This window comes from Liquorilactobacillus mali KCTC 3596 = DSM 20444 (assembly GCF_000260415.1).
In the GTDB taxonomy this organism is placed as follows: Bacteria; Bacillota; Bacilli; order Lactobacillales; family Lactobacillaceae; genus Liquorilactobacillus; species Liquorilactobacillus mali.
The window spans coordinates 174858-190633 of sequence record NZ_BACP01000026.1 but is presented as its reverse complement, the minus strand read 5'-3'; the positions used below and the strand labels follow the sequence as shown (position 1 = coordinate 190633).

Sequence of the window (15776 nt, the reverse complement as noted above, 5' to 3'; positions counted from 1 at the left end):
TTTTTATTGGAAAAGGGATGGCCATTATGAAAAAAATAACAACTTACCAGAATAAAAATGTATTAGTTGTTGGATTGGGAAAAAGTGGAATTAATTCTGCAAAGCTTCTTTGCAAATTAGGTTCAAAAGTAACAGTGAACGATTTAAAAGAGGCACCACAAGAAGTTAAAGACGACTTGCAAGGTGAAGGAATAAACGTAGTGACGGGAGGCCATCCGCTTTCACTTTTAGATGATACAGATTTGATTGTAAAGAATCCTGGAATTCCTTATAGCAATGTCTTGATTGCTGAGGCTGTAAAACGTGGAATGACGATTATTACTGAACCAGAATTGGCCTACGAGATTTTGGATGCACAGATGATTGGCGTGACAGGGACGAATGGTAAGACAACAACGACGACTCTTATTACATTAATGCTTAATCATGGCAGGCAAAAGGGGGAAGCATATGCTGCAGGAAATATTGGGATCCCCGCAACTATAGTGGCACAAAAGGCAACTAAAGATGATGTGATGGTTACTGAACTTTCAAGTTTTCAATTGATGGGAACAACAAAACTTCGTCCTCACATAGCTGTTTTGACTAATATTTATGAGGCTCACACGGACTATCATGGCACGCGTGCCAATTATATTAAAGCAAAAATGAATATTACAAAGAATCAGACAAAAGATGACTACTTCGTAGTTAATTGGGATTCTGAAGAGTGGCGCAACTTAAGTACACAATCAGATGCAACAATTATTCCTTTTTCACGCAAAGACAATAGTGAGTCTGGTGCTTATGAAAAAGATGGTTGGCTCTATTTTCGAGAAGAAAAAATTATGCCTGCATCTGAGATTAAGATTCCAGGGGAACATAATGTTGAGAATGCTCTTGCAGCGATAGCCGTTGTAAAAACATTGGGACAGGCAAACGAAAACATCGTAGAAGTTCTGAAGACATTCTCTGGTGTTAAGCACCGCACACAATATGTTACAACAATTAAGCAACGCAAATTCTATAATGACTCAAAAGCAACCAACATGGAAGCCACAGAAAAGGCATTAGCTGGATTTAATAACCCAGTAGTGTTGCTAGCGGGTGGTTTAGACCGCGGCTTTACATTTGAACGACTAATTCCGTATTTTAAGAATCTTAGGGGGATAATTGTATTCGGTGAAACTGCTGACTTGGTAGCACGAGCGGCAAAACAGGCAGGTATCCAACAAATAGTGAAAACTGAAAATGTTAAGTCAGCGATACCAATTGCGTATGATATGAGTAAAGAAAATGATGTGATTTTACTTTCACCGGCATGTGCAAGTTGGGATCAATATCCGACTTTTGAAGTGCGTGGAGATATGTTTATTGAAGCGGTCGAAGATCTAAAGAAAGAATTGGAGATGTAGTATAGTGCGCTTATTAATATCTGGTGGTGGTACTGGTGGACATATCTATCCAGCCTTGGCATTAATTGATACTTTAAAAAAAGATGACGACAGCAATTCATTTTTATATGTCGGAACAAATAGAGGTCTTGAAAGTAAGATTGTTCCAAATGCAGGAATTGATTTTAAAACAGTTGAGATACAGGGATTCAAACGATCTTTGTCACTGCAGAACTTTAAGACTATTTATTTATTTTTGAAGAGTGTTCATGAAGCTAAGAAAATAATTAGGGAGTTCAAACCTGATGTCGTTGTTGGCACTGGCGGTTATGTTTGTGGAGCGGTTGTTTATGCAGCATCACAAATGCACATTCCAACTTTCATTCATGAACAAAACAGTATTGCTGGTGTCACAAACAAGTTTTTAAGTCATTTTGTTGATAAGATTGGTATCTGCTTTGAGGCAGCTAAAAAGGAATTTCCAAGTCGGAAGGTTGTCTTTACTGGCAATCCGCGAGCACAACAGGTAGCTAATATCAAAGCAACTGGACGATTAGCTGAATTGGGTTTATCAGAAAATAAAAAAACAGTGCTGATTTTTGGTGGTTCAAGGGGTGCTAAGCGCATTAATGAGGCAGCAATGGATGCATTTTCTTTGTTTGATACGAATGAATTTCAAGTGTTATTTGTGACAGGCAGCATCTACTATGAGAAAATAAAAAATGAAATTGGCGAAAAAAAATTAAATAATATTGTTGTTAAATCTTATATTCAAGATATGCCAGCTATTTTACCTGAAATTGATTTAATAGTTGGACGTTCCGGAGCAACAAGCTTAGCTGAAATAACTGTGTTGGGAATTCCTTCAATATTGATTCCAAGCCCTAATGTGACACATGATCATCAAACTTATAATGCACGCAGCCTTGCCGATATCGGTGCTGCAATAATGCTTAAGGAAGATATGTTGAGTGGCCAAACATTGGCAGATGAAGTTAATGGGTTAATGAAGGATGATGAGAGAAGAACCAGAATTGCCCAAGAAGCTAAAAAGGCGGGTATTCCGGATTCTTCTACGCGAATTGAAAAGGTTTTGATAGATTTGATTAACAGATAATTAGAAGCAGATGGAGGTTGGTATGAAATTTAAATTGAATAATTTCTTTGGCAGAGAAAAAAGGATTAACCAACCTCTTACACCTTGGGAACAAGCCCAGAAAAAGAGACATAAAGGTAATTTAAAAAGAAATAGTTTTAAAAAAGAGAATGGGTAGTAAATTACCCAAATTAGTTAAACAAAGAAGGTCACTCTTGCACAAAAGAATGAGTATCAATTTATTCGTTTTTGGATTCATTACTTTAGTGTCACTTTATTTTATCCTGCCAATCAGTAGGGTCAAAGAAGTAAATGTTTCAGGTGCTGATAATGTTACACAAGAAGCAATTAAGAAAGCAAGCGGCATTAATATAAATGACTATATGCTGCAAGTATATCTGGGAAAAGGGCATTCAGCTAGATTGATTAAAAATAATATTAGTGAAGTCAAGAGTACTGCTTTTAGTTTACATGATAGAAGTGTTAACATACGAATTTCTAAGGAAAAAATTGTAGGGTATTTGTTAAAAAATAATAAATACTATGCCTTGAATAGTGAAGGTCATGTGTCAATTGTACAACGAACAGCACCTGAAGAAAATTTGCCAGTTTTCTCAAATTTTAAAACTTCTTCTGAAACTAAGTTATTAGCAAAGCAGATGAACAAGCTGTCTTCAAGTTTGTTGACAGGTATTTCGGAGATTGATGCGGTTCCTGTTTCTGTTAATCCAGAGCGGATTAGAGTCTATATGAATGATGGTAATGAGATTATTGCAACATTGTCGACATTTGCAAGTAAGATGCAATATTATTCACAAATTAAAGCGAAAGCAACGGGAAAAATCAGAATAGATTTTGAAGTTGGTGCATATTCAACAGAATTAAAATAAAAAATTAATAATTTGTACAATAAAAATGTCTGAAAAGTGTATAAATGCTATGTGTTGTGGTAAAATTCTAGTTGTTAGTTTGAGTAAAATATTAGTAATGATTTTTTGATTTTATTTTTTAGAAGGGAGCTCAACCAATGGATAATTCAGGAATTTATGTTGGACTTGATATTGGAACTACTTCGATTAAAGTAATCGTAGCAGAATTTGTCAAAGGACAGCTTAATATCATTGGGGTAGGCAGTGAGCGCTCTGATGGGTTGAGCCGCGGGGTCATCGTTGATATTGACAGAGCTGTAGATGCGATTAAGGCAGCAGTTGATCAGGCAGAGCAAAAAGCAAATATTCAAATTTCAGAAGTAACAGTTGGTATACCTGCTAATCTTTTAGAAATTGTTCCATGTAATGGAATGATAGCTGTTGGTGATGGTAATGGAAATTCTAAAGAAATCGATAGTGCTGATGTCTATCATGTAACAAAGGCAGCACTTGTACAAAAGCTACCACCAGAACGAGATATTATCGATGTCATCCCTGATGAGTTTACGGTTGACGGGTTTGACGGTATCAAAGACCCTCGTGGTATGGTTGGTGTTCGTCTTGAAATGAATGGTGTTTTATACACTGGGCCAAAGACTGTTCTGCATAACACTGTTAAGTGTGTTGAGCGTGCTGGACTTGTTGTAAAGGATACAATTGTTGCACCTTTGGCACTTGCAACACAGGCACTTAGTGATGGGGAACAGGACTTTGGAGCAGTTCTAATTGATTTGGGTGGCGGTCAAACAACGGCAGCAGTCGTACATGATCACAAGTTAAAATATACATATGTTGATCAAGAAGGCGGTAAATTCGTTACTAAGGATATCTCCGTTGTTCTGAATACATCGATTGAAAATGCCGAAAAGATTAAGCGCAACTTTGGATATGCTGCTAGTTACTTAGCATCTAAAGACGATGTTTTTCCAGTAGAAGTAGTTGGGAAAACCGAATCCGTACAGATTAGTGGAGAATATCTAAGTGAGATTATAGAGGCACGCTTGACACAAATTTTCATGAAATTGAAAGATGTTTTAGAAGAGATTGATGCATTAAAGCTTCCAGGTGGGATTATTATCACTGGCGGCGTTTCCGCATTACCGGGCATTAAGGAATTAGCGGAAGATATTTTTGAGACAAATATTAAATTGTTTATTCCGCAACAAATGGGGTTACGACATCCCTCATTTACACAAGCAATTGGATTAGTCGCATATATGACCAAACAAACCGAAATTGAGAAAGTTGTAAAGTCTACTCTGAGCAATAGTGTTCCTGAGATCGGAAATAATACTGAGGTTGAAGCACAGGAGCAACAGCTGGATTATAACAAAAATACTGTACAGAAAAAGCAAAAAATTAAAAAGAATAGTTCTTTAGAGGGAATCAAGAACTTTTTCAATACCTTTTTTGACTGAGAATAATTTGGAGGGAATGCAATGGAATTTTCACTGGATGCAAATGAAAACAAAGGAGCAACAATCAAGGTTATTGGCGTCGGCGGTGCTGGCGGCAATGCCGTGAATCGAATGATTGCTGATGATGTAAAAGGTGTTGAATTTATTGTTGCTAATACAGATGTTCAAGCTTTAGAAAGTTCAAAAGCTGAAACAAAAATTCAACTTGGACCAAAACTTACTCGTGGATTAGGGGCTGGTTCAAACCCTGAAGTTGGTGATAAGGCAGCTCAAGAAAGTGAAGAGGCCTTGGCCGAAGCTCTTAAAGGAGCAGATATGATTTTTGTTACCGCCGGAATGGGTGGTGGAACAGGAACTGGTGCTGCACCTATTATTGCTAAAGTTGCTAAGGAGCAAGGTGCTTTGACAGTGGGTGTTGTTACGCGTCCGTTTAGTTTTGAAGGTCCAAAACGTGCGCGCTTTGCAGCAGAGGGCGTTGCCCAAATGAAGGAACATGTTGATACACTGGTAATCATTGCGAATAACAGACTATTGGAGATTGTAGATAAAAAGACACCAATGATGGAAGCTTTCAAGGAAGCTGATAATGTTTTAAGACAGGGTGTGCAAGGAATTTCAGACTTAATTACTTCTCCAGGGTATGTTAACTTGGATTTTGCTGATGTAAAAACAGTCATGGAAAATCAAGGCTCTGCATTGATGGGAATCGGGTCAGCAAATGGTGAAAATAGAACGGCTGATGCAACTAAGAAAGCAATTTCTTCACCATTGTTAGAGGTTTCAATTGATGGAGCTGAGCAGGTATTGCTTAATATTACTGGTGGCCCAGATTTGAGCCTCTTCGAAGCACAGGATGCTTCAGATATTGTTGCTCAAGCTGCAACAAGTGATGTTAACATTATTTTCGGTACATCGATCAATGAGGATCTTGAAGATACTGTGGTTGTGACTGTTATTGCAACTGGAATCGATAAGAAGAAGCAAGAAAGCAGAAGATCTAGAGCAATTCAGAATAATCATAATAATATCCGTAAAAATGATGTTGGTGAACCAACAAGAGAAATCGAGAACAATGATCCGCTTAAAGATTGGGATTTACGTCGTGAAACTTCAGAAGAACGTCCAGTTTCTGATACAAAATCAAATGAATTCAGAAATGTTGAAAAGAAAAAGTTTGATATATTTAAGATGGATACTGAAAAAGAAAAAGATGATAATGATGAAGATGGGTTAAACACACCTCCATTTTTCCGTCATCGCCGCAAATAACAGGTAGGATGCAATTATGACTAGGAGGTGAAAGGAATGGCTTTAGGAGCAAAATTTGGCAAGTTTTTTGGAATATCTGAGGATCAATTTGATGAGGATGAGGATTATCAGTATGAGGAACAGCAAACTTCACAAGGTGATACGAATAAAAAAGTCGTTTCACTTGATGGAAAGAGGCGAACGATGTCTGAAAAGAAGATTGCACTTTTTGAACCAAGAGTTTATTCTGATGTCAAGGCTATAGCCACTCGTTTACTGAGTGATCAAGCTGCTGTTGTAAATTTTCAACGTATGGATGAGCAACAGTCCAAAAGAATTGTTGACTTTTTAACTGGTACTATTTTTGCAATCAACGGTGAGATTCAAAGAATTGGAGATCAGATTTTTCTTTGTACACCGGCAGGATTTGTTGTTGAAGGAAACGTTACGTCAGAATTTACAGATTCGGACTTCAATTAATTCAAGGAGTTATATATATATATGATTTTAATAATTATCGATCGCCTTTTTGAATTGTATTCATTCGCGATTATAGTGTACGTTTTGATGAGTTGGTTTCCTACAGCTCAGGGTTCAAAGTTAGCCGAAATCTTGGGCAAAATATGTGAGCCGTACTTATCATTTTTCGATAGATTTGTACCCTTGATTGGTGGAATCAGTTTTGCTCCGATAGTTGCTTTGGTTGCACTCCGTTTAATTCAGAGTGGCTTTGATTTCGTGTTTAGTTCGATTTTTGGATTTCTAGTAATTTTGGTGTGACTACTTAGCATGGATAAACAAACGATATATCAACATTTTAGAAGTGATGAGTCAGCGATTATTGATGAACTTAGTAGCTTAATGACACAAGCAGCAACTGAATATCGGCCGATATTGACTGAGTTTTTAAATCCGCGAGAGGTGTATATTGCACAAACCCTTTTGAATACTGAATCTGATTTAAAAATGAAGACTGATGGCTTGTTACAAGGAGCAGAGCGGCAAAGGGCTCTGTTTTATCCGGAATATTATGAGCCAAGCGAGGCGGATTTTGAACTTTCGCTAATTTGGATAAAATACCCCACAAAGTTTGCAACGCTTAAGCATAGCCAAATTTTAGGTGCGTTAACTCATCTCGGACTTAGACGTAATTTGATTGGGGATATTGTAACTGATGGTGAGCGGTGGCAATTTATTACTGCAGCTAACATGGTTAATTTTTTGAAAATTCAAGTTGAGACTGTTGGCAAAGTAAAAGTTCATCTTGAAGAGGTAGATAAGTCCGAGATAGTATCTCCTGTTGATGAATGGCAAGGGCTTCAAGTAACAGTTAGTTCATTAAGATTGGATACTTTGATTGCAGGGGTTTATAATTTATCTAGGAAGCATGTTAAGGATTTACTGAGCGCAGGTAAGGTAGTTCTTAATTGGATGGATATTGAGAAACCTGATGTTGAGGTAGCAGAACATGATATTGTTTCTGTGCGCGGTTATGGACGATTCAGATTGAAGGCTCTTCAAGGTGTTTCAAAAAAAGGAAAAATTCGCGTGGAATTAGATGTCTTAAAAAAATAATACATACATGGAGGTGTTGGGGATATGACTTTGACCCCACTAGATATTCATAACAAAGAGTTTCGTGTTAAGTTGCGTGGTTACGATCAAGATGAAGTAAATGATTTTTTGGATCAAATTATTAAAGACTATGAGCTGAACATCAAGGAAAATGAACGATTAACTGATGGTTTGAAACAAAATGAAGAAAAGTTGAAATATTTTAATGATTTAAAAGATTCTCTTAATCAGTCAATTATTGTTGCACAAGAGGCAGCTGATAAAGTCAAGGCAAATTCTCAACGCGAAGCGGAAATTATTAATCATGAGGCACAAAAACAGTCTAAGGATATTGTGGATGAAGCAAATGAAAAGGCAAGAAAGATTGTCGAAGATGCATCTCAAAAGGCAAAAAGATTAATATTTGAGACTGATGATTTGAAAAAACAAGCACGGATTTTCAGACAGAAGTTGCAAGTTATGATGGAGTCTCAGCTTGAGGTCGTTAAGGGCAGCGAGTGGGATGAGATTTTGCGTCAAGGCGATACAAGCAGTTATGAAGAAATTCAAGAGGCAATTAGAAGAGATTCTGAACTTGACAAAGCTGCTGCTAAAGAAGTACAATCATTTTCAAATATTGGTGTTGAAGATGAAGCTGCAGCTGATGAAGCGAATGAGAAAAAGGCTGTAGTCATTTTCCCAGAGGATGATGAAGGACAGCATTTTGATGAGAAGTCATCTTCTGAAGATATTAAGTGATAAAAAGAATACGAATAGCGAAGTTCCTGAGATAGCGAGTCAATGTATGGTGAAAGTTTGACGTTCATTTCTTCGATGTTTATCATCTTTTTACTGGTAGACTGAATTTTATAGTAAGTTTATCCGGTTGGCAATCGTTAATTAGCTGTTTAAGAGAGAAAAATACGTCTGTATTTTTCTAAATTGGGTGGTACCGCGAAAGATTTTCGTCCCTTGGGATGAGGTCTTTTTTTTGTTTAAAATAATAATTTGATAAGGAGAGATATCAATGAGAATTAAAGAAACATTGAATCTAGGCAAAACCAAGTTTCCAATGCGAGGCAACTTGCCTGTGCGGGAACTTGAACGACAAAATGTGTGGGAAGAAAATAAGGTTTATGAAAAAAGGCAAAAGTTAAATGAGGGAAAACCGACTTTTGTATTACATGATGGTCCTCCATATGCAAACGGAAATATTCATATGGGTCATGCAATGAATAAAATTTCAAAAGACTTCATTGTTCGTTCTAAATCAATGATGGGATTCAGATCTCCTTATGTTCCTGGTTGGGATACTCACGGACTTCCAATTGAGCAACAGTTGAAAAAGGCTGGGGTTGATCGTAAGTCAATGTCTGTTGCTGAGTTCCGTGAAGAATGTCGGAAATATGCACTCAAACAGGTGGACAAACAGCGTAAAGATTTCAAACGTCTGGGTGTTGCTGGTGAATGGGATAATCCTTATGTAACACTTGATCCAACTTTTGAGGCACAAGAAGTTCGTGTCTTTGGTAAAATGGCGGAGCGCGGTTTGATTTATAAAGGCAAGAAACCTGTATTCTGGTCATGGTCATCAGAATCTGCTTTGGCTGAAGCTGAAGTTGAATATCATGATGTAACATCTCCATCAGCTTTTTATGGAGAACATGTCGTTGATGGTAAAGGTGTCCTAGATAATGACACATACATGGTTGTATGGACGACAACTCCTTGGACAATCCCTGGTTCTGAAGGTATTACTGTTGATAAGGATTTTGATTATTCTGTTGTGCAGCCAGCCGGTGACGAGCGTAAATTTGTAATTGCTACAGATCTTGTTGAAGTTAATGCAGAACGTTTTGGATGGGAAAAGTTTGAAACATTGAAGACTGTTAAGGGTTCAGAGTTGGAATATGTATTGACTGAGCATCCTTTTAATCCAGAGCGCAAGTTAGTTACGATGATTGGTGATTTCGTAACATTGGATTCAGGTACCGGACTTGTTCATACTGCTCCTGGGTTTGGTGAAGATGACTTTAATGTCGGAATGCAATATAACCTTGATATTTTTGTTCCGGTTGATGATAAAGGCTACTTAACAGCAGAAGCTGGCAAAGATTTTGAGGGTGTCTTTTATGAAGATGCAAATCAAATTTCATTAGACAAGTTAAAAGCTGCTGGTCTTCTTCTCAAATATATGCCACTTGAACATAGCTATCCGTTTGATTGGCGTACGAAGAAGCCAATTATCTTTAGAGCCACGCCACAGTGGTTTGCATCAGTTGATAAGATTCGTTCTGAAATTCTTGATGCAATTGATGACGTGCAGTTCTTCCCAGATTGGGGACAAAAACGTCTTTATAACATGATTCGTGATCGTGGAGATTGGGTAATTTCAAGACAGCGTGTGTGGGGTGTTCCACTTCCAATCTTCTACGGTGAAGATGGTGAAGCAATCATCACTAAGGAAACAGTTGAACATGTTGCTGATTTATTTGAAAAGAATGGATCAAATATCTGGTTCCAGAAGGAAGCAAAAGAATTATTACCTGAAGGATTTACAAGCGAACATTCACCAAATGGCACATTTACTAAGGAAACAGATATTATGGATGTTTGGTTTGATTCAGGTTCCTCGCATCAAGGTGTCCTCGCAGCACGTGAAAACTTGAAATACCCAAGTGATATGTACCTAGAGGGATCCGATCAGTATCGTGGCTGGTTTAATTCTAGTTTGATTACGAGTGTGGCTGTCTCCGGCAAGGCACCGTATAAACAAGTTCTTTCACAAGGCTTTACACTCGATGGTGAAGGTCGCAAGATGAGTAAGTCCCTTGGTAATACAATTGTTCCTGAAAAGGTAATCAAACAAATGGGCGCCGAAATTATTCGTCTATGGGTTCTAAGTGTTGATACATCTGCCGATGTTCGTGTTTCGATGGATAGTTTTAAACAGATTTCTGAGTCTTATCGTAAAATTAGAAATACAGTTCGTTTCCTGCTAGCCAATACAACTGACTTTGATCCAGCTAAAAATACGGTTGCATTCGACGATATGGAAGCACTTGATCAATATATGGAAATCAGGATTAATAAGTTTACCAAAGAAGTTCTGGATGCTTATGCAACATATAGTTTTATGGACATCTACAAAAAACTGATTAACTTTGTTACTGTTGATCTTTCTGCATTTTACTTGGATGTTGCAAAGGACGTTGTCTACATCGAAAGCGAAGATAGCCGTAAACGACGTTCAATGCAAACTGTTTTATATGATGTTGCCGTTCGTTTGACAAAGCTTTTAACACCAGTTTTGCCACATACAACAGAGGAAATATGGGGATACTTGAAGGAGCCTGAAGATTTTGCACAGTTGGCTGAGATGCCTGCAGTAAATCATTACAACAATGAACTTGAAACAAGCAAAAACTTTGCAGACTTTCTGGATATTCGTTCAGAAGTATTCAAAGCGTTGGAGAAAGCACGCAATGAGAAATTAATAGGTAAGTCTTTTGAAGCACAGGTTGTATTGTATGCATCAGACAATGTTATTCAATTGTTAGAGAAGCTTCACACCGATGTTCGTCAAGCTTTGATTGTTTCTGCATTAGAGGTTAAATCCTTAAACGATGCACCCGCAGAGGCAGAAAGATATACCGATGAATTATCAATTGTTGTTAGACATGCTAAAGGAGAGGTTTGCCCACGCTGTCGCATGATTAAGGAAGATGTTGGATCTGATAACGACTTCCCAACACTTTGTGCAAGCTGTGCAGCAATTGTCAAAGCAGATTTTCCAGAAGCAGTGACTACTGGATTAGAGGAGTAAAGTAGTTTTATCGTTACTATGCGGAACTATGTGAGAAGTTATTAATATTAAGTCGGTAAAATCTTGACTTATGAAACGAGTTATAATAATTGATGAAAGAAACTGGGGCAAAATTAAAATTTTTGACTCAGTTTTTTTAGGTACAGCTTAATCGTAAAAGAGTGAGTTATAAAAAATAAATAAAGTTTGAATAATTGCAGGATAGAAGACTAAATTGAATAAATTCTGCTATGATAGTTGTAAGATATTGTTAAACCAGTAGGAGGTCATTCTGATGAAGATGATTAAAGTTCACGGTTCGGGAAATGATTTTTTTATTTTAGATGAAAAACAGGTAGATAAGAATTTATCTGAAGAAGAGCTCAAGGAATTGGCTAGACGCGTATGTGATCGCAAGACTGGGTTACACGGTGGTTCTGATGGAATACTTTACGTCACGAGCGGGCATGATGATTCTGTGGTTGGTAAGATGAGAGTTATTAATGCTGATGGTAGTGAGGCAAGTATGTGTGGTAATGGTATTCGTACAGTTGCAAGGTATTTAAGTGAACAAAATAATTTGACGGATTTTAAGATTGAGACAATGTACGCAGATCTTGAAGTAAAAAAAGCAAAAGACTTTGCTCCAAAAGTTACAGCATTTGATGCAGAAATATCACCAGTCAGTTTTGCTGCCAGTGATTTGAAAATGCATATTGGCGGTAAAGAAAAGTTATTTAATGAGGTAGTGCCAGAACTGTCTAAAACTTTGAAATTCTCGGCTGTAGCAGTGCCTAATCCTCATCTGATCACTTTTGTCAATCATGACGAATTAATGGGACCTGAATTAGGGAGAATTGCAACTTATTTGAATAATGGTAAGAATCCAATTTTTCCTGACGGTGTTAATGTCAGTTTTGTTGAAATCCTTGCAGATAACAATATTTTTGTTAGAACTTTTGAAAGAGGTGTCGGCTTCACAAATGCTTGTGGAACTGCAATGTCGGCTTCTTCATTGATATATTCGTTGCTTTATGCATCACACACAGATTTAGAAGATTTAATAACGGTGCGCAATCCGGGAGGAATGGTCAATACAAAGGTTCATCAAAGAGAAGATGGGTCATACTGGATGTCCCTAATTGGCAATGCAACATTTGTTGCAAAGGTTGAATTATCACAAGAACGGGCATTAATAGGTGATTTTACGGATGCTAAGTGGGTTGCTACAACTGAACAAGCTGCATATGAGAATTTTGTAGGGAGCTTATAATATGAAATACGAAGAAGAAGTAATTAGTTCCAAAGAGGTGTACCGAGGTAAAATCATTAGGGTCGAAGAAGAACAGGTTAAGCTACCAAATGGTGAAAAGGCTAAAAGAGAAATTGTACGTCATCATGGGGCTGTTGCTATTATTTGTGTAACAGCAGAAAATAAGATGATATTTGTTAAGCAGTGGCGTGAACCGATGCAGCGTGTTACTTTGGAGATTCCTGCAGGTAAAATTGAAGTAAATGAAACAGATCCTAAAAGAACCGCTATTCGGGAACTCAATGAAGAGGTTAGACTGCACCCTGAAAGTTTGGAATTGATTGCGGATTTCTATACATCACCAGGTTTTGCAGATGAAAGAATGCTGATGTATTTTGCTCATAATTTGCAACCAGTTTCTGAAGAGTTACCGCAAGATGCAGATGAATTTCTAAATACTGTAGAATTGACACTTGAAGAAGCAAAAGAGAAGATTAAGTCTGGACTAATCTGTGATAGCAAAACAATTATGGCTGTCTGGAAATGGGAGCTGCTTGAATTAAGGAGAAGTTAATTTGGGATTAAAAGATAAAATTTTCGGTAAAGTTGGACGTCATTCACAACATCCTGATGTACAAGAAACAGCAAGTGAGAAGAGAGTTTTTCAAAATGACGAAGAAACACAAGAAGAAATTCCAAGTCGTGCTCAGCAAAGGCAAAATATGAAAAATGAAGTTGCTGAGGAGAAAAAAAGAAAATTAACTAGAAGATTAAACTGGATAATTGCGGGATTAGTTGTGGCAATTATTTGTGTGTATTGTTTTATGGTGTTTGTAAACTTTTAGATAAGAGGAATGGTAACTTAAGATGAAATACGGAATTATATGTGCAATGGATGAGGAAATAAAAGCACTGAAAGCAGAACTAAAAGAAGCAAAACAAACTGATATAGCTGGAATTACTTTTTTTGAAGGAAAAATTAATGATAGTGAAGTTGTACTTGTTCAGTCCGGAATTGGTAAGGTTCAAGCTGGAATGACAACGGGTTTGTTGATTGCACAATTTGAAGTAGAGGCTGTTATAAATTCAGGTTCGGCAGGTGGAATCGGGCAGGGGTTACATGTTGGTGACGTTGTTTTGTCTACAGCCGCTGCATATCATGATGTTGATGCTACCGCATTTGGTTATTTACCAGGCCAATTGCCGCAGCAACCACAGAAATTTGCAGCTGACTCACAGCTTATTGAAGTGTTGAAAAAAGCAGCTGAACAAAATCAACAGCATGTTGAAACCGGACTGATTGTAACAGGAGATCAATTTGTTGCTTCTTCTGATAAAATAAAGGCAATCAAAGACATTTATCCTGATGTTTTATGCTGCGAAATGGAAGGTGCGGCAATTGCACAAGCAGCTTATCAGTTTAAAGTGCCTTTCGCAATTGTTCGTGCAATGTCAGATACGGGTGATGAAGAAGCAGGAATTTCATTTGACGAATTTATTATCGAGGCTGGTAAGAAGTCTGCACAAATGATTCTTAATGTTTTAGCAAAATAGGAGCGATAAAAGTGAAACATATTTATTTGGATAACGCGGCTACGACACCGATGGCTGCACCGGTTATCAAGACAATGACTGAGACCATGACTAATGTCTTTGGAAATGCTTCAAGTACGCATTTTTATGGAAGACAAGCAAGAGCCATTTTAGATGATAGCAGGCACCTGATTGCTCAGTCGATCAACGCAAAAAAAGATGATGAGATTGTTTTTACAAGTGGTGGTACTGAAAGCGATAATACTGCGATTATTGAGACGGCTCTGGCTAGGCAATCTGAAGGTAAACATCTGGTTACGACTGCGATCGAACATGAAGCTGTTTTAAAATCAATGGCGTATCTTGAATCAATTGGGTTCGAAGTTTCATATTTACCAGTTGACCAACAAGGACTGATAAGTATGGCTGATTTAAAGGACGCAATCAGACCTGACACGATTTTAGTATCCATTATGACTGGGAATAATGAAGTTGGTAGTCGTATGCCAATTCATGAAATTGGAGAAGTAGTAGAACAGACAAATGCATGGTTTCATACGGATGCAGTTCAAGCGTATGGGCTAATAGACATCGATGTTCAAGCTGATAAGATCGATTTGCTGTCAACTTCGGCACACAAGCTTAATGGGCCAAAGTTCTTAGGCTTTCTCTATCGTTCCGAAAAAGTCAAAATTCCTTCGTTGTTGAAGGGTGGCGATCAAGAATTAAAAAGGCGTGCAGGGACTGAAAATATTCCTGCAATTGCAGGTTTTGCCAAAGCAGTTGAACTGGCCGACTCGGACGAAAAAAAATTACGACAAAAGAAATATCATGAATTTAAGTTGCAAATAGTCAAGGGATTACAGGCAGCAGGAATTGAATTTGAGGTAAATGGCGAGATTACAGAAGATAATTTGCAGCATGTAATCAATATATGGTTCAAAGGATGCAAAAGGGATGCACTATTAACCAATTTAGATTTAAATGGCATATCGGCTTCTGCTGGATCAGCTTGTACTGCAGGTAGTGTCGAACCATCACATGTCTTAACCGCGATGTATGGTGCAGATAGTCCACGAATCGAAGAATCCTTGAGATTTAGTTTTGGGGTTGAAAATACATCTGAGGATATCGATTATTTGATTACACAATTAACCAAAATTATTAAAAAGGGTAGGAGGAAGAATTAATGGCATATACTAAGGAAGCTAAAATTTTAGGTGATAATCGAATATTTGCGCTAAGTACAGAGATCAAGAAGTATACATTGCGTGATGTGGGTTTTACAGAGAGTAAAGGTGGTAAATTTGTACTTGAGAGGCCATTGGATCCAACATCACCATATAACGCAAGTATAAAGTTAAAGGTCACAATTAGTAGTGATTTAAAAACATTCAAAATAGGTGTAACTAGTGCAAATGGTCTGAAAGAAATTAATATTTTTAAAGGATCAGATGTTGAAAAGCATGTAGAACAACTAAACTTTATAATTGACAACCTAAAAGAACGAGATATATTAATCGAAAAAAAATTAGATTGACTTGTCAAAGGTTAGTGAACTAGATATA

The 15776-nt window shown here is 37.4% G+C and carries 17 protein-coding genes and 1 other annotated feature; all 17 genes read left to right on the top strand.

All coding sequences use genetic code 11. The features are described from left to right. The first annotated feature begins 26 nt into the window (after positions 1-26). Complete coding sequence (gene murD / locus GSM_RS04625; RefSeq protein ID WP_003690125.1) at positions 27-1394, top strand: UDP-N-acetylmuramoyl-L-alanine--D-glutamate ligase; 1368 nt, start codon at positions 27-29, stop codon at positions 1392-1394. Positions 1395-1398: 4 nt separating this feature from the next. Then, positions 1399-2490, top strand: coding sequence for an undecaprenyldiphospho-muramoylpentapeptide beta-N-acetylglucosaminyltransferase (gene murG / locus GSM_RS04620; RefSeq protein ID WP_010077851.1), 1092 nt, complete (start codon positions 1399-1401; stop codon positions 2488-2490). 22 nt (positions 2491-2512) lie between these two features. After that, on the top strand, positions 2513-2647 hold the full coding sequence (locus tag GSM_RS15505; protein ID WP_268869522.1) for a hypothetical protein: 135 nt from the start codon (positions 2513-2515) through the stop codon (positions 2645-2647). 37 nt (positions 2648-2684) lie between these two features. Continuing rightward, positions 2685-3359 (top strand): cell division protein FtsQ/DivIB, encoded by a 675-nt coding sequence (locus tag GSM_RS04610; protein ID WP_010077850.1) that lies wholly within the window; start codon positions 2685-2687, stop codon positions 3357-3359. Between the two features lie 137 nt (positions 3360-3496). Then, positions 3497-4816, top strand: a complete 1320-nt coding sequence (ftsA, locus tag GSM_RS04605) for a cell division protein FtsA (RefSeq protein ID WP_010077849.1) — start codon at positions 3497-3499, stop codon at positions 4814-4816. Between the two features lie 21 nt (positions 4817-4837). Then, positions 4838-6085 (top strand): cell division protein FtsZ, encoded by a 1248-nt coding sequence (gene ftsZ / locus GSM_RS04600; protein ID WP_003690345.1) that lies wholly within the window; start codon positions 4838-4840, stop codon positions 6083-6085. A 36-nt stretch (positions 6086-6121) separates the two neighbouring features. Continuing rightward, positions 6122-6544 (top strand): cell division protein SepF, encoded by a 423-nt coding sequence (locus GSM_RS04595; protein ID WP_003690347.1) that lies wholly within the window; start codon positions 6122-6124, stop codon positions 6542-6544. 21 nt (positions 6545-6565) lie between these two features. Continuing rightward, the gene (locus tag GSM_RS04590) at positions 6566-6844 is read left to right on the top strand and encodes a YggT family protein (RefSeq protein WP_003690350.1); all 279 of its coding nucleotides are present in this window, start codon (positions 6566-6568) and stop codon (positions 6842-6844) included. Between the two features lie 9 nt (positions 6845-6853). Then, positions 6854-7639 carry a YlmH family RNA-binding protein gene (locus GSM_RS04585; protein WP_003690351.1) on the top strand — a complete coding sequence of 262 codons (786 nt, stop codon included), beginning with the start codon at positions 6854-6856 and terminating at the stop codon, positions 7637-7639. A gap of 24 nt (positions 7640-7663) precedes the next feature. Then, positions 7664-8377, top strand: a complete 714-nt coding sequence (locus GSM_RS04580; protein WP_003690353.1) for a DivIVA domain-containing protein — start codon at positions 7664-7666, stop codon at positions 8375-8377. Further along, positions 8368-8594, top strand: a binding site (T-box leader). Its footprint overlaps the gene before it by 10 nt. 51 nt (positions 8595-8645) lie before the next feature. Then, the gene (gene ileS / locus GSM_RS04575; protein WP_003690354.1) at positions 8646-11444 is read left to right on the top strand and encodes an isoleucine--tRNA ligase; all 2799 of its coding nucleotides are present in this window, start codon (positions 8646-8648) and stop codon (positions 11442-11444) included. Between the two features lie 274 nt (positions 11445-11718). Then, entirely contained in the window at positions 11719-12696 is a 978-nt protein-coding gene (dapF, locus tag GSM_RS04570; protein WP_003690356.1) for a diaminopimelate epimerase, read from the top strand. Between the two features lies 1 nt (position 12697). Then, on the top strand, positions 12698-13249 hold the full coding sequence (locus GSM_RS04565; protein ID WP_003690358.1) for an NUDIX hydrolase: 552 nt from the start codon (positions 12698-12700) through the stop codon (positions 13247-13249). 1 nt (position 13250) lies between these two features. Beyond that, the gene (locus GSM_RS04560; RefSeq protein ID WP_003690360.1) at positions 13251-13520 is read left to right on the top strand and encodes a hypothetical protein; all 270 of its coding nucleotides are present in this window, start codon (positions 13251-13253) and stop codon (positions 13518-13520) included. Positions 13521-13542: 22 nt separating this feature from the next. Further along, positions 13543-14229 carry a 5'-methylthioadenosine/adenosylhomocysteine nucleosidase gene (locus tag GSM_RS04555; protein ID WP_003690362.1) on the top strand — a complete coding sequence of 229 codons (687 nt, stop codon included), beginning with the start codon at positions 13543-13545 and terminating at the stop codon, positions 14227-14229. Between the two features lie 11 nt (positions 14230-14240). Next, positions 14241-15398, top strand: coding sequence for a cysteine desulfurase family protein (locus GSM_RS04550; RefSeq protein ID WP_003690364.1), 1158 nt, complete (start codon positions 14241-14243; stop codon positions 15396-15398). Then, complete coding sequence (locus GSM_RS04545; protein WP_003690366.1) at positions 15398-15748, top strand: DUF1831 domain-containing protein; 351 nt, start codon at positions 15398-15400, stop codon at positions 15746-15748. The genes GSM_RS04550 and GSM_RS04545 overlap by 1 nt, the downstream gene beginning before the upstream one ends. The last annotated feature ends 28 nt before the right edge of the window (positions 15749-15776 follow it).

Coding starts and splice junctions, on each gene's coding strand:
- GSM_RS04590 (WP_003690350.1), top strand. CDS start 6,566: ATGATTTTAATAATTATCGATCGCCTTTTTGAATTGTATTCATTCGCG.
- dapF (WP_003690356.1), top strand. CDS start 11,719: ATGAAGATGATTAAAGTTCACGGTTCGGGAAATGATTTTTTTATTTTA.
- GSM_RS04580 (WP_003690353.1), top strand. CDS start 7,664: ATGACTTTGACCCCACTAGATATTCATAACAAAGAGTTTCGTGTTAAG.
- GSM_RS04555 (WP_003690362.1), top strand. CDS start 13,543: ATGAAATACGGAATTATATGTGCAATGGATGAGGAAATAAAAGCACTG.
- ileS (WP_003690354.1), top strand. CDS start 8,646: ATGAGAATTAAAGAAACATTGAATCTAGGCAAAACCAAGTTTCCAATG.
- GSM_RS04585 (WP_003690351.1), top strand. CDS start 6,854: ATGGATAAACAAACGATATATCAACATTTTAGAAGTGATGAGTCAGCG.
- GSM_RS04595 (WP_003690347.1), top strand. CDS start 6,122: ATGGCTTTAGGAGCAAAATTTGGCAAGTTTTTTGGAATATCTGAGGAT.
- GSM_RS15505 (WP_268869522.1), top strand. CDS start 2,513: ATGAAATTTAAATTGAATAATTTCTTTGGCAGAGAAAAAAGGATTAAC.
- GSM_RS04545 (WP_003690366.1), top strand. CDS start 15,398: ATGGCATATACTAAGGAAGCTAAAATTTTAGGTGATAATCGAATATTT.
- ftsA (WP_010077849.1), top strand. CDS start 3,497: ATGGATAATTCAGGAATTTATGTTGGACTTGATATTGGAACTACTTCG.
- murD (WP_003690125.1), top strand. CDS start 27: ATGAAAAAAATAACAACTTACCAGAATAAAAATGTATTAGTTGTTGGA.
- GSM_RS04565 (WP_003690358.1), top strand. CDS start 12,698: ATGAAATACGAAGAAGAAGTAATTAGTTCCAAAGAGGTGTACCGAGGT.
- ftsZ (WP_003690345.1), top strand. CDS start 4,838: ATGGAATTTTCACTGGATGCAAATGAAAACAAAGGAGCAACAATCAAG.